The sequence below is a fragment of the Pseudoalteromonas sp. SWN166 genome (genome assembly GCF_015864485.1).
GTDB lineage: Bacteria > Pseudomonadota > Gammaproteobacteria > Enterobacterales > Alteromonadaceae > Pseudoalteromonas.
Window position 1 is genome coordinate 31,688 of record NZ_JADYXB010000005.1, and the last position, 22,827, is coordinate 54,514.

13 protein-coding genes are annotated in these 22,827 nt (G+C 38.9%); 2 read left to right on the forward strand and 11 right to left on the reverse strand.

The genetic code is table 11. The features are described from left to right. Window positions 1–138 precede the first annotated feature (138 nt). From I6F49_RS04430 to I6F49_RS04460, 7 genes are all read right to left on the reverse strand, one after another. Complete coding sequence (locus I6F49_RS04430; RefSeq protein ID WP_197178683.1) at window positions 139–2,478, reverse strand: alkaline phosphatase D family protein; 2,340 nt, start codon at window positions 2,476–2,478, stop codon at window positions 139–141. Between the two features lie 67 nt (window positions 2,479–2,545). Then, window positions 2,546–3,574: a UDP-glucose 4-epimerase GalE gene (gene galE, locus I6F49_RS04435; protein WP_197119162.1), complete on the reverse strand. Its 1,029-nt coding sequence runs from the start codon at window positions 3,572–3,574 to the stop codon at window positions 2,546–2,548. A gap of 10 nt (window positions 3,575–3,584) precedes the next feature. Beyond that, on the reverse strand, window positions 3,585–4,739 hold the full coding sequence (gene galK, locus I6F49_RS04440) for a galactokinase (RefSeq protein ID WP_197178685.1): 1,155 nt from the start codon (window positions 4,737–4,739) through the stop codon (window positions 3,585–3,587). Then, on the reverse strand, window positions 4,736–5,791 hold the full coding sequence (locus I6F49_RS04445; protein ID WP_165740989.1) for a UDP-glucose--hexose-1-phosphate uridylyltransferase: 1,056 nt from the start codon (window positions 5,789–5,791) through the stop codon (window positions 4,736–4,738). The genes galK and I6F49_RS04445 overlap by 4 nt, the downstream gene beginning before the upstream one ends. A gap of 12 nt (window positions 5,792–5,803) precedes the next feature. After that, a complete protein-coding gene (locus tag I6F49_RS04450) occupies window positions 5,804–6,886 on the reverse strand; it encodes a glycoside hydrolase family 117 protein (RefSeq protein ID WP_165727475.1) in 1,083 nt (360 codons plus the stop codon). Between the two features lie 9 nt (window positions 6,887–6,895). Further along, window positions 6,896–7,834, reverse strand: a complete 939-nt coding sequence (locus I6F49_RS04455; protein WP_197178687.1) for a sugar kinase — start codon at window positions 7,832–7,834, stop codon at window positions 6,896–6,898. Next, the gene (locus I6F49_RS04460; protein WP_165727473.1) at window positions 7,831–9,426 is read right to left on the reverse strand and encodes an MFS transporter; all 1,596 of its coding nucleotides are present in this window, start codon (window positions 9,424–9,426) and stop codon (window positions 7,831–7,833) included. Before I6F49_RS04460 ends, I6F49_RS04455 begins: the two co-directional genes overlap by 4 nt. Before the next feature lie 326 nt (window positions 9,427–9,752). On the opposite strand from I6F49_RS04460, the gene I6F49_RS04465 reads away from it, so the two are divergent. Both I6F49_RS04465 and I6F49_RS04470 read left to right on the forward strand, forming a co-directional pair. Further along, complete coding sequence (locus tag I6F49_RS04465) at window positions 9,753–12,092, forward strand: agarase (protein ID WP_197178689.1); 2,340 nt, start codon at window positions 9,753–9,755, stop codon at window positions 12,090–12,092. A 171-nt stretch (window positions 12,093–12,263) separates the two neighbouring features. Continuing rightward, the gene (locus I6F49_RS04470; protein WP_149605600.1) at window positions 12,264–12,878 is read left to right on the forward strand and encodes a GntR family transcriptional regulator; all 615 of its coding nucleotides are present in this window, start codon (window positions 12,264–12,266) and stop codon (window positions 12,876–12,878) included. 291 nt (window positions 12,879–13,169) lie between these two features. Here I6F49_RS04470 and pbpC read toward each other — a convergent pair whose 3' ends face one another. The 4 genes from pbpC to I6F49_RS04490 form a co-directional block, all read right to left on the reverse strand. After that, the gene (gene pbpC, locus I6F49_RS04475; protein ID WP_197175231.1) at window positions 13,170–15,560 is read right to left on the reverse strand and encodes a penicillin-binding protein 1C; all 2,391 of its coding nucleotides are present in this window, start codon (window positions 15,558–15,560) and stop codon (window positions 13,170–13,172) included. Further along, a complete protein-coding gene (locus I6F49_RS04480; RefSeq protein ID WP_197178691.1) occupies window positions 15,541–21,465 on the reverse strand; it encodes an alpha-2-macroglobulin family protein in 5,925 nt (1,974 codons plus the stop codon). The genes pbpC and I6F49_RS04480 overlap by 20 nt, the downstream gene beginning before the upstream one ends. 65 nt (window positions 21,466–21,530) lie before the next feature. Next, complete coding sequence (locus tag I6F49_RS04485) at window positions 21,531–22,124, reverse strand: DUF1287 domain-containing protein (protein WP_197160966.1); 594 nt, start codon at window positions 22,122–22,124, stop codon at window positions 21,531–21,533. Between the two features lie 27 nt (window positions 22,125–22,151). After that, entirely contained in the window at window positions 22,152–22,631 is a 480-nt protein-coding gene (locus I6F49_RS04490; protein WP_197178829.1) for a hypothetical protein, read from the reverse strand. Window positions 22,632–22,827 lie beyond the last annotated feature (196 nt).

Here is a 22,827-nt window from a genome sequence, read left to right on the forward strand (position 1 = left end):
GGGTTCTTTCTAGGGACGATTAACTCTTTGTTGCTCGGTTTTTACTTAGCCCACTAGGTTACAAACCTCGCGCCGCGATTAAATCGCCCCTAGATTGAACAAATTTCAATCCACAAAGATCAACACGCCCTAGCCTAATCAAAATTCTTTTATATACGGCCAACCAGCAAACTGTTTGCCTATAGAAGGATCGGTATTCCATTCCCAACACTCTAACTGATAATATTTTTTAGCGTGATTTATTTTAATAATTCCGTAACCTTCGCTTTTTAAGTTTCGGTCTGCTAAAAATTTACCCCACGTTGTATTTTGTTTAGCAAAAAGCTTATGCGTTACTTTTGGATTAGCTGCAGCCAGTACACGCATTTTATTACCAAACGTGTCGGTAAAATCACCGGTATTTTTGTCGTTGTTTCGCTGATTGGGTAAAGGTGCGTGGGGTTCAAACCAACGCTGCCAAAACGCCGCACTAGCTGGGCCTGCAAAAAATAAGCTGCCATCATCAAAGGTATTGATTCCTTGGTAGGCAAGCAACCCGAGGTGTTGATCTCCCGCAATTACTAATGCATTAGCGTCACTTACTAGTTTTACTGCGCGTGTACGCCCATCCGCCGGGTAGCCATGTGCATCGTAATCTATTAATGCTTTGCCATTTTCATCGGTTTGAGGCGACCCCCACATGGAAGCTGTAATACATATTTTAGGTTTACCCGGGTGCATAGTTTGCCAGTCTTTTAAAAAGGCTTCTTGGCGTTTACCTAATAACTCACCCGTTGTGGCAAGCTTATTAGCTTTGTAGTCAGGTGGCGTTTTAAATTTACGATCCTCAACCATCGCAAAGCTAATTCCGCCATATTCAAAAGTGGCGTAGGCTACAGGAATATCATATTTAATAGGCGTAGGGTCGTAAGGGTCTGGATTATGCCCATTTTGCATACGGTAAATCATTCTAACTAAGTCTTTATCCCACTTATAACCACCGTCTTCTTCTTTTGGCATATCGGAGTGCTCGGCTCCATCGCCCCACAAGTTACCTTGCAGTACATCATGATCATCAACCAAAACAAGTGTAGGCTTATCTTTTATACTATCGGCAAATGCCCAGTACCATAAGTACCATTTATATAAGGTATCTAGTTTGGCATCTTTTGTGTGCCGACCATAACGAGTTGGGTATGTTTCATAGTACTGATCGCCACAAAAAACATACATATCAGGGTTATGATAATTGGCATTTTCAACAAGCTCAGTGTGAGGGAATAAAATATTATCTTTGGTGTAACGCCCTAAATCGCGCTCGCTGCTAATAAGGCGCGTGTAATGTGTGTTGTCTAAGCTTTTGGAGGTAGGAATAATACAAGAGTACAATGCAATCGTGAATTCTTTAGTATTTTGTGGGTCCTTAGCAATAGTGCCAAAGTATAAAGTGTCTTCAGGCTTTTGTGGGTTAACAATTCTGTATTGAGCTTGTTTTAAATAGTTCCAATTACTTAACCTAAACCTTGCTACAAACCCATCTTCAATTTTTGCTGTGCCTGCATGCTGCCAATCCAATTGGTTTTCAAACTTATATTGCAGCTCTACGCGTGAAAATTCTTTAATATTAATAGGCATTAACTGACAAGATAACTTGAGGACCTGTTTATTAACGCTATACATACACCCCATAACCGGGCCTAAGGTATTGGCATTATTTAGAGTTATTTTACCGCCACCGGTTTCAATATCACTAAACCCCCAACGTGCGCCTGCTACAAAAGGCTCTGAGGAGCTTAATAACGAAATCCCCCCTTGCAGTTGATCTGCGGGTACTTTGTGAAGTACTGCAAATCCTAACTCCTGGGCTGTATTTGTGTTACTTGCCACAAGACGAATATCAAAATGGTGTGCATCTATTGGGTCTAAATGGCAATCGAGTGTTATTTTATCGCCGCTTTTATATTGTTGTATATTAAATGGAGCACGATTAATAATAGTAAAATCAAGCGCTTTGCTTTCATCATCAAACTGTCTAAATGATAATTTACCTAAACTGTCAAAGGCGGCAATTATTCCGCCATTTTCGCCACCAGCTCGCTGTGCTAAAGCAGCACCTTTAGCTGATAGCTCACCTTTGCCAATTCCTAATAAAAATCCACAAAAGCCCTCTTCATTCGGTGTTAAATTGCGTACGGTGGCTTTTATACGCCCACTTTGTAATGAGCCATTAAGTTGCCTGGTGAGTAACGATACAGTACGCGCTTCAAAATCTTTTCCTTCTCGGGTACATAAAAGCTCATTACCTATACGCTGCCAATCTTGTAGTCTGTTGCCCCAAAAATGCTTACCAAGCCACACCTGCTTACTAAAATTCGTATTATCTAATGGCGCAGTTGAGGTTAAGTCACCTCGGTATGATGCAAATAATCCGCTGCAACCACTTAACAGGCTTGAACTTAGTAGACCAGCGCTGAGTTTTAAAAAACTTCTCCGTTTCATTTTAATCACCTTTATTATTGTGTGTGGATTAGGGCGCCTTGTGTAGACAGTGCTTTACATAAGGAAGTTATACATTTGGATAGCCATTAGGGTTATTACTTTGCCAGCGCCATGTGTCTTTCATCATGTCTGCGAGGGTATATTGACATTGCCAGCCTAAAACAGACTGGGCTTTAGATGAATCGGCCCAAAAGGCAGCTAAGTCGCCATCTCGGCGCTTTACAATGTCAAAGTTAATATCAACTCCGGTATACTCAATAAATGCTTTTACTATGCCAAGCACAGAATAAGGAGTACCAGTGCCTAGGTTAAATGCTTCATATAGACTGTGGTGTTGCTCGCCAAGCCATTTAAGGGCTTTAATATGACCATTGGCTAAATCACTAACGTGTATATAGTCACGCTCACATGTACCGTCTTCAGTAGGGTAATCGCCTCCAAAAATAGCTAATTTGTCACGTTTACCTACAGCAACTTGAGCAATAAAGGGCATTAAATTGTTAGGAATACCTAATGGGTCTTCTCCTATTTGGCCGCTAATATCTGCGCCAATAGGATTAAAGTAGCGCAGGCTGGCTACTTGCAAACCGGTATTTGAGGCGACTATTTCTTGTAGTATTTGCTCAATCATTACCTTTGTTTGCCCATACGGGCTTGCTGCACGCCCTAGAGGTAAACTTTCGGTATAAGGCACCGATGCGCCTTGTCCATAAACTGTAGCTGATGAGCTAAACACGAGTTTATCAACATTATATTTAAGCATGCATTGGCATAAATTTAAGGTAGACACCAAGTTGGTATAATAATACTCAAGTGGTTTTTCTATGGATTCGGCTACCGCTTTTAAACCTGCAAAGTGAATAACCGAATCAAATTTATGCTCGCTAAACGTGGCAGACAACTTATCGTTATCAAGTAAACTGGCGTGAATAAATTCAACTTTTCGCTTTGATAACGCTTCTACGCGAGTTAGCGATTCACGACTCGAGTTACTTAAATCGTCTATTACTACTACGTCAAAACCATCTTTTAATAAGCTTAAAACAGTGTGGCTGCCAATATATCCCGCCCCTCCTGTTACCAGTACTTTTTTCATTAGATTGTCCTTATGCTCTTATAAGTGATACACCAGCTGAAGGTACGCTTATGTAAATCGTTTCTTTTAATCCTGTTTGTTGCTCGTACTGCGTTTCAATAGCACTAATTACATTCTCTACCAAAAAATTAGGAACAAACGCCACTACACAACCACCAAAGCCACCGCCCGTCATTCTTACGCCGCCGTGTTCATTAATTACTTTTGCGATAATATTCACAAGAATGTCAATTTGGGAGGTGGTTATTTCGAACAAATCACGCATAGAGGCATGGCTTTGTGCCATTAGTGTACTTAGTTTGGTTATATCGTTATTACTAAAGGCTTGCATGGCTTCTAATGTGCGCGCATTTTCATACACAATGTGCTCTACACGCTTGGCTACTTCAACGCTTAATGTATGTTTTTTTGCCTCAAACTCATCAATACTTACATCGCGCAAGCTCGGTTTAGACAAAGCTTCTGCCCCTGCATAACATTGCTCTCGGCGTAAGTTATATTCGCTATCAAGCAAGCCTCGTTTAACGTTTGAGTTAACCATTAAAATAGTCATCTTTGGGTCAATGCTCACTTCAATTAAATCAAGTGAGCGGCAATCTATACCCAATGCTTGTCCTTGCTGACCACACGCCGATATAAGCTGATCCATAATTCCACAGTTGCAGCCCACAAAATTGTTTTCAGCGGCTTGTGCAATTTGAGCTATGTCTTTTCGCTCAATAAACAATTCACATAAATGATTAAATGCATAAGCAATACCTACCTCAAGTGCAGCCGATGAACTAAGACCAGCTCCTTGCGGGACATTACCTGTGATGCATATATCGCAGCCACTGAGTTTATGATTTCGTTTTTGCAGTTCATCAACTACGCCGCGAACATAATTACTCCACGTTTGCGTACTGTGGCTATTAAGCGGTTTATTTACTAAAAAGTTGTCGGTTTGGTTATCGCAATCAAGTGCAAGTACATTTACTACATCGTCAGTTCGAGGGGACACCGCAATGTAAGTAGCGTATTCAATGGCACAAGGCAGTACAAAACCATCATTGTAATCGGTGTGCTCACCAATTAAATTAACACGCCCTGGGGCTTTGACAACAAAGTCGGCATCGCGTCCAAAGTGGTTTGAAAAAGCTAACCGTGCGCTTTGTTCAACATTCATTTAGTGTTCTCTTTATAATGCGTTAGTGATTGTTTCTTCAAAATAGTGGCAGCTTGCTCGGGTGTAATATCACGCTGTGCTTCGGCCATCATCTCGTAACCAACCATAAATTTTTTAACACTGGCTGATCGTAGTAATGGCGGTAAAAACTGCGCATGTAATTGCCAAAATAAGTGGCTTTGACCATCATAAGGCGCGCCATGCCAGCCCATAGAGTACGGAAATGAACATTGAAATAAGTTATCGTAACGAGTTGTTATATTTTTAATAATTTCAGCTAGACTACTTTGTTGAGCGTCTGTCAGCTGTATCATTTGAGTAATCGCAAACCGAGGCAATAGCAGTGTTTCAAATGGCCATGCAGCCCAATAAGGCACAACCACCAGCCAATCATCGTTTACACAAACCACGCGTTCTTGCTTTTCAATTTCACGTTTTGCGTAATCAAGCAGTAAATTACTTTTATACTTTTCGTAATATCGTTTGAGGTTTTCGTGTTTACGCGCAACCAAACTAGGTAATTTATTTTGTGCCCAAATTTGACCATGTGGATGTGGGTTAGAGCACCCCATTACAGCGCCTTTATTTTCAAATACCTGAACCCATTTGTAAGTTTTTGATAACTCTATGCATTGCTCTTGCCATGTGCTTACTACATTTGTAACTTGCGAAACACTAAGCTCTGGTAGTGTTTTTGCATGATTAGGCGAAAAACAAATAACACGCGCAGTGCCACGCTCTGTATGCATACTAAATAGGGGATCGGTTTGCTCCACATCAGGCACACCTTCACGCAAGGCGGCAAAGTCATTAGTAAACACAAAGGTGTTTTTGTAATCTGGATTTACTTCACCGTTAATACGCGTATTGCCTTTACATAAAAAGCAGCTTTCGTCGTATTCTGGTTTAACCTCAATATCTACACTTTCTTCTTGACCTTGCCATGGGCGTTTAGCCCGGTGTGGCGACACCAACACATATTCATTTAATAATGGGTTTAAACGCCGGTGTGGATGCTCTGTCGGGTCAAATTGATTTTGTTGCTCACTCATTCTTTACTTTCCCTAGTTACTGTTTTGAAAGGTACCGGCGTCGAGCACTTGCTTACGAGGAGTAAAACGACAAATATAGTTCCAGTTCCAACTGGCATCGTATTTATGGCACAACCCCCAGCTAATTCCAGGTGCTGGATTTTGCTCAAACCCTTGCGCTGGTCGATATAAGCCTATCGCTTCTGGACCGCCTTTTATATGCGCCATAATTTCAAAATTAATACCGTCCTGAGCAAATTGAATGGTGTTTTTTTCAGGGCCATCGGTTGTTAGCAAACTAGCAATACCCCCTTTATAATTCCAAACAACGACCTCATGACCGCTATTTGAAATAGGGTTATAAGGCGATTTAACATAAGGACCTAATACATCATCAGCAATAGCAACACCGTGTTTTATTTCACGACCACCAAAGTTCATTCCTTCACCTTGGGTTTCGCCTTTGTAGTACAAGTAAAATTTATTATTAAAAAATACTAAACATGGGTCGTGTACTTTATGACTATCAAAACTACCTTTAGCTGTTACTGCAAAACGACTGTCTTCATCACCAAGCCATTTACCATCTTTGCTTGGGCTTACAATCGGTTTTGGTGATTTTATCCACGGCCCAAATGCAGATTCAGAGTGAGCTATTGCAATATGTTCGTACTGACGATTTGTATAAGGTGTTTGTACTGTTTGATAAACCAAATAATAATGACCTTGGTGTTCAAACACTTCAGGCGTAAAAATTGCTCTGTCGTCGTAATCACCTGGTTTACCTGGGCTTACAGCTAAGCCTTGTTCTTGCCATGTAATACTGTCTTTTGAGGTGGCATGCCAAACTTGCGTTAAATCCCATGGAAATACTTTGTCATTCGGATTAGTAGAGTTAAAACCAACCGTTTCCCCCTCACCTTTGGTGTACCAACAATGGTAAACACCATCAATGTATAAAACAGATGAAGGATCGCGACGTATAACCCCTTCTTCATAGGCAAAATCACCCAGCAACGGTTCTATATCAAATTCTGTAAGCCACTGCGGGCCATATTTATCGTAGCCACGCTCTATTGCACGCTTACTTGCTAAACTTAATTTTTTATCAGACATGTTAATTCCTTACTTACCTAGGCTTATATTTAGCGACTGGTATACGTCAAGAGGTAAAATCGCGCCTTGATACTGCACAACTTGTGAGGCAACACTGTCAGCCATTTCTAATGCATTTTGAGGGTTTTGTGCACACATTCTGGCGGCTAAGTAGGTTCCGGCAAATGAGTCACCTGCCGCTGTACTATCAACTTGCTTTGCAGCGGGTGTAAACGGACATGACGCTTTAAGATCATCTTTGCAATAAACCTGCATCCCGGCACTACCAGCTTTAATAACAATTTCGTCGATATCAAATTGTGTACAGTACTGAACAATCTCTTCAATGCTTGAATGACCGAATAACACACGGTGATCATCAAGACCTGGTAAAACTACATTACTAAGCGCATAAGCACGCTCTAGCCATTCAATAGCGTGGCTTTTTGATTGCCACATACGCGCGCGATAATTAGGGTCGAACGCAATTGTGCAGCCTTGTTTTTTAAGAGCAACTAATAATGTGAGTAAACCTTGTTTAGATTCATCATCTAAAATACCTAAACTAATGCCACTGAAAAACACCCAGTCTGATTCTTTCAAACCTAAATTAAATGGCTTTTGAGTATATAAACTCATCATATGCTTCGCTGCTGATTGATTACGCCAATAATCAAAGCTTCGCTCACCATCAGCATCCGTTGAAATAGCGTAAATACCCACGTTATAGTCTGCTGTTGTAATCACGTTTTGTGTATTAATACCTTCTTGTTGCCAACATTTGAGCATATTGGCACTCAGGACGTCGCTACCTACAGCTGTAAATAGCGCGCAATTTAGTGTGTTAGCAAAACGCTTTGCATACACAAGAGCATTGTAAGTATCGCCCGCAAATGACTGCTTGCATTCGCTAATACCTGTTGGTACTAGCTCAACCATACATTCGCCTATAGCGAGTAAAGTACTCACACACCCTCCTGTACTTTTTTAGTGTGTAGGCCTTCTAGGTAGACTTCAATTTCTTCTATCGATTTATTTTTAGTCTCTGGCATAAACTTAAATAACAATGCAAAGCCGGCTACACCCGATACGGTATAAAGTAAAAAGATGTTTGCAGCGCCTAAATTACTTAGCTGCCATGGGAAAAACTGCTGAACAAAATAGCTAATTACACTGGCTATAAATGCAAAGGTAGGAATGGCCACACCTCGAATACGAGTCGGGAATATTTCAGAAAATATTACCCACATAATTGGCCCAATCGAAAAGTGAAAGGCTGCAATAAAGCCCGCTATACCAAATGATATAAGTGGCGCGTTTATAGTTGCTGCGCGTGAAATTAAATCGCTTTCAAATAATTGCTGTTGCGAAGCTGTAAGTACGCTCGCTAAAGCCTGCTTAAATTCAATATCACTGTGATACACGGTACCAATTATGTGCTCCAGTCCTGTAATAGAGTTTAACGCTGAAAACGAGGTTATATCTTCAGCCGACAAACTATATTCTGCCTGGCTAAAGCCTAAATAACACATAAACAAACTAATTGTTGCAGCTGCTAATCCCCAAATAACAAGGGGTCTGCGCCCTAACTTATCTATCAAAGCAATAGCTACCACAGTAAATACAATACTGACTAAACCAATTAAAACAGCGTTAAAAAAAGCAGCATCAGTGCCGACTCCCAGTTGTTCAAACACCGTTGGAGCATAAAACATTATGGCGTTAATCCCCGTCACTTGCTGCACAATAGCAATAGTAAAAGCAATAATGACAGCTGTGCGAACACGACTTTCGAGTAGTTGTTTAAATGAAGAAAAATACCCACCTGTTTCGCTGTAATCAACCAAGCTCTCTTTAATACTCTTAAGTTGCTCTTGGGCCAATTCAGTATTTTTATTTAAACGATGCAAGATAGTTATAGCGCGTGTTTCGTTGCCTTTCATAACTAACCAACGCGGGCTTTGGGGAATAGTAAATAATAATAAAAACCATAAAATAGCAGGAATAATCTCAACGCCTAGCATCCAGCGCCATAAATTATCTTGTACATTCCACTGTGTTACCCACTCAAAATTACTGTGAGCTAAATCAACAAGTAAGTAGTTAGCAAAATACGCTGCGGATAATCCAACAACAATATTTATTTGAATCATAGACACTAATTTACCACGGTACTTAGACGGTGCAACTTCACCTATATACATAGCAGCGACCGATAAAGACGTGAATGCTAATCCACCTATAAAACGAGCAGTAACTAATAGCTCGTAACTTGGCGCGAAAACCGATGCAATTGCCGACAGTATGTATATAAACGCAATGCCTATTAAGGTATTTTTTCGGCCAAACATATTGCATATGTAACCGGTAATGACTAAAGCAAATAGCACACCAAAACCAGGCGCACTTACTACAGTGCCTATTTGGATGTCAGATAAATTAAATTCTGCAGATACAAAACGAACCGTACCTGAAATAAGAGCAGCGTCTAATCCAAAAATAAAGCCACCAAAGGCGACGATAAATGCAAAGAAAAACACATTACGTTTGCTACCATTCATACTTCTATCCAACTTTGTTGTTATCATTGTGTGTTGCTTTATATAGAGAATAAAGCGAGTGCTAGTGTCAAAACCCAACATTGTTAACAATTAACCATGAGTAATAACTTCGAGACTATTTCAAAATTAACGCACTTGCAACATCTATTTTAAGAAATCATGCTTTAACTTAAACTCTTTTACAATTAACATTAAAAATTAGTTAAACAAAATCAAAAGTTTATTATAAATAACACATAAAAACAAAAATTGCATATTGTCAACAATATTCAATTTGGTTTTTTTGTTGTATGGTATGTTAAATTGTAATTAAAGGTTGAACAGCAATGAAATATAAAAAGAACATACTACTCACATCGCTCTTACTTGCGCTAAGTGCCTGTAACCAACAAGAAATCAAGGTTGAAAAACCAACCAATGAGCCTACAGAGGTTAATTCAGCAGATACATTAATGTATTTATTTGCTGATGCTGCACACACACAGCTAACCCCAGTTCAATACAAAAGTAATGCAGCCACTGTAAAGGCAGAAAACTCTGTATTAGATGTGACATTTCAATCTAAGAAAAATTCGTACGCTAGTATTGTTTTTTCACCGGAAAAACCTTGGGATTGGAGTGAATTTAGTGATTTTAATCTTGCCTTTGAATTGGCAAACCCAGGAACACACTCTGTACAAATCTATTTAGATATCTCCGATATTGACGGTGCTAACTATACGCGTAGCGTTAATGTACCGGTAGGTGGATACAACACGTATTACGCAAAGCTTGACGGCCACGACCTTGCAACCCCTGATGGCGAGGAAAATGTAGAACTAAACTTTACCTCAGGACTTCGTTCAAACCCTGATACATGGGAGTCTGATGAGGTACAGTTTATTTCTATGTGGGGTAAAAAAAATCTTAACTTAAAAGGCATCGCTAAAATAGCAATTAGCGTGCAAAGTACATTGCATGACAAAGAGCTGGCAATAAAATCTATTTCACTTCGTAAAAACCCTCAATTTAATACTGCTTTTTTAACCAAAATTGTTGATGAATTTGGCCAAAATGCCAAACAAGAATTTTCAGGGAAGGTACATTCAGAAGCCGAGCTATTGAGCGACAAAAAACAAGAAGCAGCACAGTTACTTTCTAAACGCCCTACTAATCGCTCACGCTTTGGTGGCTGGGCAGAAGGTCCAAAATTAGAAGCTACTGGTTATTTTAGAACGGCTAAATATAATGATAAATGGTCATTAGTCGACCCTGATGGCTATTTATACCTTGCAACTGGAATTGATATTATTCGTCTTGCAAACTCAACAACACTAACTGGTTACGATTTTGATCAAGCGTTGTTGGCTAAACCAGCTAATGCAGGTGTAACACCTGAGGATTCAAAAGGGTTAAACCAAGTAAATAAAGAAGCGCTTAAAAGCCGCTTTGTAGCGTCACAAGTGCGTAAAAATTTATTTGAATGGCTACCTGATTATAATGAGCCTCTAGGTAAACATTTTGGCTATCGTAAAAGTGCGCATTCGGGTCCGTTAGAACACGGCGAAACATATAGCTTTTACGCAGCTAATTTAGAACGTAAATATGGTCAAAATAATGCAGATTACATGCAAAAATGGCGAGAAGTGACTCTTGATAGAATGATCACATGGGGCTTTAGCTCACTGGGTAATTGGACTGATCCGAGTTATTACGATAATCAAAAAGTGCCCTACTTTGCCAATGGTTGGATTATAGGTGATTTTAAAACCGTATCAAGCGGAAGCGATTTTTGGGGAGCCATGCCGGATGTATTCGACCCTGAATTTACAGTGCGTGCTAACGAAACCGTTAGTGTTGTTGCAAAAGAAGTTAAAAATTCGCCTTGGGCAGTAGGCGTATTTATTGATAACGAAAAAAGCTTTGGCCGCCCTGATTCCGTTAAAAGCCATTATGGTATTGTAATAAACACATTAGGCCGTGATGCTAAAACAGTGCCTACTAAAGCTGAATTTTCTCGCTTAATGAAAGAAAAATATACTGATGTCGCTAAACTTAATAAGGTATGGCACTTAAACTTAGCCTCATGGGTTGAGTTTGACAAAGGTGTAACGGTTGATATAAAAAATGAAGAACAACTGAGTGATTTTGCTATTTTACTTACAGCCTATGCCGACAAGTATTTTAGTGTTGTAGATGCTGCTATGGATAAATACCTGCCAAATCATATGTATTTAGGTGCACGTTTTCCGGATTGGGGCATGCCAATCGAAGTGGTTAAAGCATCTGCTAAGTATGTAGATGTAATAAGCTTTAATGCATACAAAGAAGGCTTAAGAGAAGATAAATGGGCATTTTTATCACAATTTGATAAACCAGCAATTATTGGCGAATTTCATATTGGCGCATCTGACTCGGGTTTGTTTCACCCTGGGTTAATACATGCAGCTAACCAGCAAGACAGAGCAAAAATGTATACAGATTACATGAACTCAGTCATCGACAACCCTTACTTTATTGGCGCACATTGGTTTCAATATATCGACTCGCCAATTACTGGTAGAGCCTACGATGGCGAAAACTATAATGTTGGCTTTATTAGCGTTACAGATCGCCCCTATACTGAAATGGTTGAAGCAGCTAAAGCAATGAATGAGTCTATGTATGAACGACGTTTTAAAAAATAATCGTAAATACAGCCATTAATTGTACATTTATTGGTCTATTGTAATGTGTTGACAATAGACCATTCCACTTTTTTTATATACACTGAGATAAGTACATGATCTTGACTAAATTAACAAAGCTTATTAATTAATGTTAGGGTCAGATAAAGTTAATCAAATTTAGGAATAAATATGGCTGGTAACAGAGCAACTAAAATTTTATCTGTAAAAGATCAAATAGCTGAGCAATTACGCTCAGATATAATCTCTGGTGAAATGCCACCACAAACTAAGTTAAATGAAAAAGAGCTGGCAGAGCGATTTGGTCTTTCTCGCGGCCCTATTCGCGATGTTATATTACAGCTTACAAAAGAAGGTTTACTTATTTCTCGCAATAACTGTGGTGCGTCTGTAAATAGTGTTTTAGAGCCTAAATTACAACGCTTAATGATAAAACTTCGCCGTAGTATTGAAGAGTACGCAATCACTGAATTAAACGGTAATTTAACTGATCAAAACATTGCTGAACTAGAAGGCATTTTAGCATCTTTAGAAGACGCGCTCGATAGAGAAGATTATACCGAAGTAACTAAAATTGATATTTCGTTTCATCAGTATTTAATATACCAAGCTGGTGGCGAAGAACTTGTTAATATTTGGTATCCGTACGTAATGCGTATGCGCTTAAACTATAAGCGAATTACTTCAAGTTCTGAATGTGTAAACGAGCACCGCGCTATTCTAGAAGCACTAAAAGCACAAGATAGCGCCGCAGCAGTTAAAGCAGTAAAACATAATATTAAGTAACGTACTTTCGAAGTCATTTTGATACTCCGCTATGTGAACTAGCGGCTATGAAGTCATAAGGGCGTGTTGATCTTTGTAGATTGAAATTTTTTCAATCTAGGAGCCGATTTAATCGCGGCCCGAGATTTGTAGTCTAGTGGGCTACCGAGCAAAAGCTCCGCGTCCAGCTCACGCCCTTACCATCATCCACATCCATGTAGGTAAGAAAGAGTAAATCGCTCTCGTTTATATAAATTTCAGTTATAAAAAACTACCCTTTATTTATTACATTAAATGCATGAACACTCAATATCACTGAACGAGCTTTACACGCATTGAAACTGATGCGCTACGCCCTAAATTATCAACCACTCTTACGTCAAATTCGCCTACTTGCGGGTGCCAGAAAAAAGGCGTATCTCGCTCTACTTTACCTACAAAACTGTTATCTACAAACCAGTATAAAATACGTGAATCTGTATCTGTGGTTGCACTAAAAGGCAGGCTTTCTTGCTTTAATTTACTGGCTCTTATCGTGTAGCTAATTAAGTTACTCGGAGATGTAATAGTCGGTGCTGAGCCTTGTGTACTCGTGTTATTAATTAAGCATGAATCTAAATAAGGTGGAGGCTGGCGTTTAACAATACCTGCTTGCTTAAATAATCTGACTAAGTCAGATGGCCAAAATTCATAAACTGCTTTTGTCGTTGTAAATTCATCATACTGACAAGCACGTAATCCCGACGCTTTATCAATATAAATTTCACGATGTATATCGGACACTTTAATTGGCGACTTACCTGGGATAAAAAGCCCTTTTTCTGTTTTAGGGCAATGCACATTAGGTAAATCACCTGTTGTTGAACAAATATCTACTTCTGTAATATTTAAACCACCTGGTTTTATATTGCCTTTGATTAAGCCGTAACTATCTAATGAACGTATTATTTCAAAAAATAAAGGCGCGGCTGCTTGTCGCCCAATAAAAGATGGGTGCCCTTCTCCTGAAAAATTACCAACCCATGTAGCTAAAACATACGGGCCAACAATACCTACTGACCATGCATCACGAAAAGCAAATGAAGTACCGGTTTTCCAATATACAGGATATGATTGCCTTCTTTCTTTTTGAAATGAGATCTCATCAACTGCACTATTTTTACTTAGCATTTGTAAAGTCAGGTAGGCTGCCTCTGGGCTGATGAGTTGCTTGATATGTTTGTTTGGGTTGTTTGGGCTGTTTGGGTTGTTTTGGTTAATAACAGCGGCGTCTTTTTTTAATATAACTTCATCCTTATACACCCCTAAATTAGCTAACATGGCGTATAACTTAACGAGCTCTAGCATCGTTACTTCACTGCCGCCCAGCGCAAGCGCTAAACCATAAAACTCTTTAGGCTGAAGCTTTTTAACATCGGCAGCAACGAGTAAATCGTATAACCCCACTTTTTGTAAGCGATACATCAAATTAACGGCAGGCACATTACGGCTCAACACGAGCGATTCAGTAGCTGATATAGGGCCTAAAAACTGTTGATCGTAGTTCTCTGGTGTATATCCTCCAAAGCGTTTGGGGGCATCTTTTACAAGCGTTAATGGATGAATTAACCCTTCGTCTATAGCAAGCGCATAAATAAATGGTTTAAGGGTTGAACCTGGCGACCGTTTAGCTCTTACACCATTTACTTGACCGCTAATGTCATTATTAAAAAAATCCACAGAGCCTAATTCAGCAACTACTTCCATAGTTTTATAATTTAGTAAAATAGCAGACGTATTACTAAGCCCGTCTCTTTGCCTACGATTAATATAATTTTTTGCATGGCGCTGAAGTAAGTTTTGTAAATTAAGGTCTATCGACGTTTTATATTCTCCCGGCTTTAGGTGCGGGTACTCGCTTTGTAAATTATTAATAAAATGTGGGGCTTCAAAAGGTAAGTCTGAAGAGGCATATACCTTTATCGGTAATTGCATAGCTGCTAGCCAATGTTTATCCTCTGGATATTTTTCAAGCCAACGAGTAAACAGTTTTTTTCTTGTTTCTAGCAATACCAATTTAGCCGACTTTTTAATGGGATTTCGTTTGGTTGGGTTTTGCGGAATTAAGCTAAGTAATAATGACTCAGGTAAATTAAGATCAATGGCTGGTTTCTTAAAGTAAATTAAACTGGCTGCACCAACACCTTCAATATTTGATCCATAAGGCGCTAAATTAAAATACGCCTCGAGTATTTGGTTTTTACTGTAGTGTCGCTCAATTTGTAACGCTCGAAGTATTTGTTCTACTTTTCCAAAAATAACATGCGTGTTCATCCCAAAGTGCAACCGGGCTACTTGCATTGTTATTGTTGAGGCACCAACTCGGTGACTTCTTTTAATATAGCTAGTATAAAACGCATTTATTAAAGCAATAAAATCGACACCAGTATGCTCATAAAAGTCTTGGTCTTCATACAATAAAGTCGCTTGTTGAACGCTCAAAGGGATTTTATCTATTGGCGTCCATAATCTATATCTATCGTCTGCGGCTAAATTTAAACGAAGTAATTTACCACTGCTATCGTAAAAAGCCGTTGAGTAAGCATTAGGCTGAGTAATATCAGGCTTTGGAGTAAATAAATACAACAGCACTGCAAGCAGTGCTGTTGTAAAAAAAGCCGTTTTTATTATAAAACTAAACTTTTTATTTAGCGGCGGTAACATCAAAACGACCCGATTTTGAGTGCGCTTTAATACTTAAATCATACATAGATTCAGCATAAGCCGATGGCACTACAAAGCTGCCAGATGCAGTAGCCTTAACTTTGTAAGTCAGCTCAGTCATGCTATCGCCAAAGCTGCCATACAATATAACGCGATCCTCTCGTATATCTTTATAGTCAGAGGTCCAGCGGTTATAGCTATTGCGAACGCTGTCTCTGAGCACTTCAAAGCCACCAGGTAGCAAATCAATAACAGCAACATCCGAAATATTTTTACCCGTTGTACTACGCACTCGTAATACAACGTTTAGCTCTTGACCTTGAACAGCGGTGGTTACAATATTACCTTTATCGTCTTGGTATTCTCTGACAACTTCTAAACCATTACTTAATGACTTTTGTGGCACGTTTGTATCAAAACCAGCTTGGCTCATCATGTAAAATGAGCGAGGTGGCGCTAATACATCAAGCGTTTTAACGTCATTTAAAAACGAGGCTTTAGGATAAGGTGCATAAGTTACGTCTAATGCCTTTTTATCTGCCTTTGTCGTTGTTGCCATTATTTTTACATCTTCAGGCTGGGCTTGTGATAACGCAACTTTTGAGTATGCCGTCATAGCAAGTACAGACCAAGCAGACGACAACGTGTTGTAGTCTCCTTTAAAAATAGGGTCAACTACAGTAAACAAATCATCTTTAGTTAACTGCTTTAAGCGAGCAGGAAAATGTTTTGATAACAAATAAATATACTGTCCGTCGTGAGCTAGACGAGAGTCGTAAGCGCCCCAATTATCGTGTTGCGTATTTTGCCCAATTTTATAGCTATTGATCAGTGCTTGCGCTTTATCGCTTGCACGTAATAGCTGATAAGTTGCGCCCATAAACGCGGACGTTATATCTTGCTGCCATATTTTGCTATTACTCGCATTTACGCTTTTTTCTAAATCAGATAAGTAATTAGTTGTTACCTCACCTTGTCGTGTTAGCAAATAAATAGCATAAGCGCGGTTTCTGTCATTCGTCTCTAAAGATCCGCTCGCTATACTGCGCACACCTTCAAAACCACTGTTCCACATATCATAAGGTATTGCGACGCCCGCTTCTTTTGCATCTAATAAAAAATGCATAACATAAAGAGAAGAATAAATAGATGCACTAGAATTACCCGGCCATAACATAAATCTACCATCAGGTAACTGACGTTGACGAAGGGTGTCTATTAAGTTGTTTATACGCTCATGTTTATAAGATACGTCGCCCATATAACTTGGGTGTTCTAAATAACTCAGCACCGGAAACACACTACTCACCACTTGCTCGGTACACATATGAGGAAAGTTATCTAAATAACTAATAAGACCATCAACAAGGGCTAACGGGCTTTGTGAAGCGGTAATATTATTTTGTGCTAAATTAGGATATAGCTGTCTCGAAACCGCTATTTCTTTTTTACCTGATTCACTAAAGCCACTTTCAAAGCTACTAACAAATGCAACCGCAGGGCGTACACTTAACGTAGCCGTACGTTGGCTAACATTGTCTCCCGACAGCGCAGTAAATGTAATTGATGCAGCGCCAAGCTTGTCGAGCACTTTTACTCTAAACGTTAATGTGTCTTCTGATTTTTCATCAATATTTAGCGTTAGTTTTTTATCACTTATTATTTCAATGTTGCTTGAAGCAAGCGCTTCTACCGTAATTGGCAGTTGTTTACCTGAATCCTCAACGCCATTGGCAATACCAAGTACAATATCAAACTCATCGCCTGGTGCCGCTGTCGTTAATATATTAGGGCTTAATACAAAGGGCCCTTTTACAAGTGTTGTACTTTCTTTAACACCAACACCCTCGTCATTTACGGCAATCGCAATTACACGTACCTGACCTACAAAAGTATCTGGGATAGTGAACGTATGTTTTTTCGTTTTAGCATCAGCCGATAAAATACCAGACCAAAATGCGACTGGTTTTTGTACCTTACGAGAAAACGGGTTAAGTTGCTTGCTCTTGCGGTTCATTGCCATTGATTCAGCATAACCACCACCGGCAGCAGCAAGCTCTTGCACTAGTTTAAATTCAGGTAAAATAAGATCAACAATTTGCATAGTGCTAACTTCTAATGCACGTTTTTGTAAGAAGTGATTTAACGGCTTTGGCGTCCGATAATTCGCCACTTGTAAAATACCTTCATCTACAGCAAATAACAGAACACGTGAAGGTGATTTGGCACTATATGAAATGACTAAATCGTCACCTGGTTTTACTTTATCAGGTATGTTTACGTCAAAATCTATTGCGCGTTTACTACGATCAATCGCAAATGGTTTAACTGCGTAGCTTAATGGGCTTGTAAATATTTCTTTCGATTCAAGGCTTCGAACAAATGAAACATTAACATACGCATTGCCTTCTATTCCTTTAGGTAGCGTTATTGTTTGTATGCTACTTGTTGTTTTACTCTCAAACCATTTAAAAGCGTGTACTTTATTGGTTTCAATTGTAATTAAACCCGAGCCAACATAAGGCGCTACAATACTTATTTCAATTGTTTCGCCCGGTTTGTAATCCGGTTTATTTAATTTAACTTGCAGTTCAGCATTTTTTTCAAGCTTACCCGCTATGTTACCCGTACCGGTTACCGTAAACGATACTCTACTGACGGTATTCCCTTTGCCATCAACGAGTTCTACTAAGTAATCACCTGGCTCAGCAGTGGGTAATTCGTAGTCTGCGCCATCTTCTTTAATGTAAAACGGATTGCTTGATACCTGTTTGTTTTTTCTAACCGATTGGTACTTATAAGTGCCGTTATTTTGTTGCACCAACGTAGATACATATTGTTGTTCTATTAAATTTAGCGATAAATCATCACGCGCAACTTGCTCAGTTTCTGAATTAATATTAATAAATTTTACAACACGTTTTGACTCTTTTGATATGTAGCTTAAATCGCCATCGGCTTTATAACCAACTAATTGCTCAACTGGCGAAACAAGCACCGAGCTGCTTGCGCGAACACTTTTACCACCGCCTTCTTCATACCCTTGTACTGCAAAATTTAACTGATAAGTACCTGCCTCATAGCGGGTTAAGTCAATATCAAACTCTGCCTTGCCTTGTTCATCAGTTTTGGTTTCGGTTAATGATTCATTACTGTGTCTAATATTTTTCCCTTCACTGTGGGGATCAGAAAACACATAATCTTTGTATTCATTAAAGTAAAAACCAGCTGGAGATAAACGTAAATCAGCAGTAACACGTCTATTTTGAGCAGGTGTACCAAATAAGTTTTGAAGGCTCACCAATGCTTTAAATTTTGAGCTGTTTACCCACCCCTTTGCAGATGACTGAGAAAATTGACTGCTGATTTTCAATCTATCGGGCACAAACTCTTCAACTTTAAACTCAGTACTGCCTAATTGGTCGCGGCTATTATTATTTTTAATAAGCTGGACCGATACATAATACGTTCCAGTGTTGGCGCTATTTTGTGTTTTAAAGTCAAAATCAAGCAATCCGTACTTATCCAAGCTCACACGTTTATTATAAACAGTTGCCCCTTTAGGATCGGTAATTATAAGTTCAAGCGGTATATCGCCCAGTTTTGTAAAGTTTTGTTGCTTCACAATCGTGGCAAGTTTAACGCTATCGCCTGGTCGATAAATTCCACGGTCAGAAAAAACAAACGCATCTATTTTATTACTACCACTGAGCCCAGAACTTACACCGCCGGTATCAAACCGAGAGTAGTTAACCATTCGGGCATAGCGATTATAAGGAATAAAAGACATGTCACTTTTAGTTTCTACTACAAAAGCAACGGGAGTTTGATCATCAGTAAACCACTTTGTGTTGTCGAAAAATGCGTGCCCCTCAGAATCTGTTTTAGTATTTAAAATAACTAATCCGTTTTTACCCAATAACGACACCTTCGCTTTTGCTACCGGTTTTCCTGTTTCAATAGATTGGACAAATATATCGCGAGATCCATCTGCATTATTTTTTACCAAAATACCTAAATCAGTAATAAGGATAAGTCGTTTTTCTTGGGGTCCATATACGTAATTATCTTTTGTATTTAACGCTTGAGCATTTATAAAAAATAAGCCTAAACCAACTGACTCATTATACTTACTACTCAAATCAATAGATGAATAGACCGCTTTTTTAGGGTGCTCCGATTTTAAATTAACTTGTCTGGTAAAAATTGAACTTATGTTTTCTTCTGTAAAGTAATAATTATTAAATTCTGGATTAGAAATATCACCACTGGTTTGACTTATAAGGTGGTTAATTTGATTGGCTTCTACCCTACCTACTTTAACTTGAAGTGCGTTTACACCACGGGTCAAAAATGACAATTTATGGTCACCATTTTTTGATAATATAGACCCTTTAGACATAATATTTACTTGTGTCGGATACGCCGGCGTATCTAAAATAGTGTCGTATTTATTCACCATTGTAAATTCACCCGTCGACTTTAATCCCTTATCAATCGCGATATAAACTTGCTGGTTTTGAGGGGCGTCAAACGTAAAACTGTGTAACTTAGTTGTATCTTGCGCGGTAGGAATCGCATTTAACTTAACTTTTTGAGATTGCTTAAGCACTGCATCAGTAACCTCTCGTGGACTACCGAAGTACTTATAATTACCTTTTGAATCTTTAGTCGGTAATACGTAAGCAATCGTTTTACTAATCACATCTTGCGATGAAATATCGTCTGTGAAGTCTAAAACAAGTGTTTGTTCGGGCTCCCCTTGCGTATTTTTTACCATCAACACATTGGCAGTATTTACTCTAAAAAAGCTATTTACACTTGGGATCAACACGGCGTCTTTAATCTCTACTATTGTTTGAGAAGGACCCATAACCGGCTTTACACCGTTATTAAGAACAAAATACAGATAGCTTTCGGTATCTTGAATACGTATTTGCTCTGAAGTAATGTAAATCTCTCGTTGATGCTTGTCGTAAGTAACATCAAATTTATATTGTGCGAGTTCGTTCTTGCCATCTTGATCAAGTGATTGAGTCAGCTTTAGATTATGTTTTATAGTGCTTATATCTGTTGGGTGAGTCGCGTTTAATGTTGCAACCACCTTGTGACTTTTTTTAACGTTAGGATCTTGATAAAAAGCGAGCGAGCTAAGTGTTAGTTCAAAATCGGGAGTTTTAAATACATGCTCATTATCGCTTAGATGTATATCACTTTTAAAAATAGATGAATCAAAACGTACTGTATATTCTTGCCCTGCTGACCAATCTTGTTTTGGGATAAATTTAAGCTGGCTTTCACTATTCCAAGACCACTGTCCAATGAGCTCTGGCGTGACTTTTATACCTGTGGGGATCACTTTGCCAACAAGCGCAAGCTTGGCCACAGAGTAAGACACTGCATCCGTGTTTTCTACATCATCTAAAACAGGAGCAAAATCAATATAAAGCGGTTCAGGGTTTAAAACATCAGATAAAGTGGTAACAGCAGGTGTAGAGTGAGTTGCTTTGTAACTAATTGGCTGTGGTAAGGAAAGAAAAAAACAATAGCCTGCTATAATTAATATCAGCATTAGCACGGCGCTAAAAAATGCTGTTTTGCGCTCTTTAGCAAACCTAAGCACATTATTTATAGCAGTAATTAACCATTTCGGTTTATGCCAAATAATGACACCAAATACATTTAAAATAACAAAAAATGTGGTCAGTAAAACCCACACACTGCCAACTGCTTTTTCGGTTACATTTACGTTGCCAAGTAAGCTTGCAACCAAACTAAACAAACCCGTTCCTATGGCTGAAAAAACAATACTCATAAATAAGCTCGCTATTTTGGGAGCGAGTTTACTTTGTTTAAGATTAACCTCTTTTGGGTTAGCCTCTTTTGAATCGGTTTTTGTATTCACGTTCAAAATCCTTTTTCTTTATACTGCAATATCAATAAATGAGAGAACTCATACTTATAATCTGATTATTTATATTCTTGTGGGACGAAACGGTAATGCCCCGTAATTTTAAAATCGAAAAGCATGTCGCTTTTTTCAGGTCCTCGTCCAATATTATGAACAATTAATGGATTCCCTGTGTCTTTTGCTAACTCATTCACAACCATACCAATATGCGGCAAATTACCTGGCAGCATCCACGTTACAATGTCACCCGTTTTATAGTCGTTCGCGTTATTTGATTTAGTGAGCACTTGACCATGATTTTTAAAGTAAGCCTGTAAGTTTGGCACTCGGCGGTGATCTATATTTTTATCAGGTTTGGTTAAACCCCAAATACGCTTAGAGGGATATAGCTCAAAGCTTTTTAGCATGTCCTCATGCACAAGCTTTTGCAAATCAATACCTAAAAGTCGATATGATCGAATAACAACATCGGTACACACCCCAACATTAGCGGGCACATCGCCACCCGGATAAGCAATAGAGCGATAAGACCCATCGTAGGTAACGTTATGTGTTGTTCTTTCAAGCAGCGCTGCAACAATATCGTCATCAAACGATGCCGCATAGGCATTTACACTAAGTAAGCTCAGTAAAAAAACAGTAAAGCGTGTCATATGCAATCCTTTGAAAATGTTAATTAACTACAACGCTTGAACCACGTGTTCAGGCACGTTTATTTTCTTGCCATTATTTGTAAAGTGCTTATCAAGACCATACGCCATTACTTCAAGTGGTGCAGCATCATAACCAACCTGCTGAATTTCGGTTATGTAACGCAACATAAAAGCCTCGGCGCCAAGTTCACTCCATTGGGCTACGTGAACAAGTTCATGAAAATGCACAGCTAAATTATCAGCCACGTAAGGAAGCATGTAGTAAGTGTTTTTGTATGTAGTACCAGCCGCATCCATGTCAATAAAATCGCCTAGCCCCATTTCACGCAAAAAAGGAAAGTTAGGTTTGGGTATTTCATCGACAATAACGTAAAAGGCATTTTTTAAAAATTCAGTAGGATAAAACCCAGCAAACTCACTGGCAAATTTTTCACAGCTAATTCTTTGGTTTTTATATTTAATATTTGTTGCATCAATCCATTGTTCTATTTGTTCGAGCATGTCCATTCTCTTAATCATCAATGTTTACTGGCTAGACATTTCCCATTGCGATACAAGCCGATAAGTTAAATGATACCAAAACCAAGGCAAATAATCGAACTCCAAAACCTAAGAAGTGAACACATAATAGTCTCGAGTTGTAGTTCATTCCTTATTTCATAGGTATGAGCATTAACTAATTCACACGAACAATCAGTGGGTG

Coding starts and splice junctions, on each gene's coding strand:
- I6F49_RS04430 (WP_197178683.1), bottom strand. CDS start 2,478: ATGAAACGGAGAAGTTTTTTAAAACTCAGCGCTGGTCTACTAAGTTCA.
- galE (WP_197119162.1), bottom strand. CDS start 3,574: ATGAAAAAAGTACTGGTAACAGGAGGGGCGGGATATATTGGCAGCCAC.
- galK (WP_197178685.1), bottom strand. CDS start 4,739: ATGAATGTTGAACAAAGCGCACGGTTAGCTTTTTCAAACCACTTTGGA.
- I6F49_RS04445 (WP_165740989.1), bottom strand. CDS start 5,791: ATGAGTGAGCAACAAAATCAATTTGACCCGACAGAGCATCCACACCGG.
- I6F49_RS04450 (WP_165727475.1), bottom strand. CDS start 6,886: ATGTCTGATAAAAAATTAAGTTTAGCAAGTAAGCGTGCAATAGAGCGT.
- I6F49_RS04460 (WP_165727473.1), bottom strand. CDS start 9,426: ATGAATGGTAGCAAACGTAATGTGTTTTTCTTTGCATTTATCGTCGCC.
- I6F49_RS04465 (WP_197178689.1), top strand. CDS start 9,753: ATGAAATATAAAAAGAACATACTACTCACATCGCTCTTACTTGCGCTA.
- I6F49_RS04470 (WP_149605600.1), top strand. CDS start 12,264: ATGGCTGGTAACAGAGCAACTAAAATTTTATCTGTAAAAGATCAAATA.
- pbpC (WP_197175231.1), bottom strand. CDS start 15,560: ATGTTACCGCCGCTAAATAAAAAGTTTAGTTTTATAATAAAAACGGCT.
- I6F49_RS04485 (WP_197160966.1), bottom strand. CDS start 22,124: ATGACACGCTTTACTGTTTTTTTACTGAGCTTACTTAGTGTAAATGCC.
- I6F49_RS04490 (WP_197178829.1), bottom strand. CDS start 22,631: ATGGACATGCTCGAACAAATAGAACAATGGATTGATGCAACAAATATT.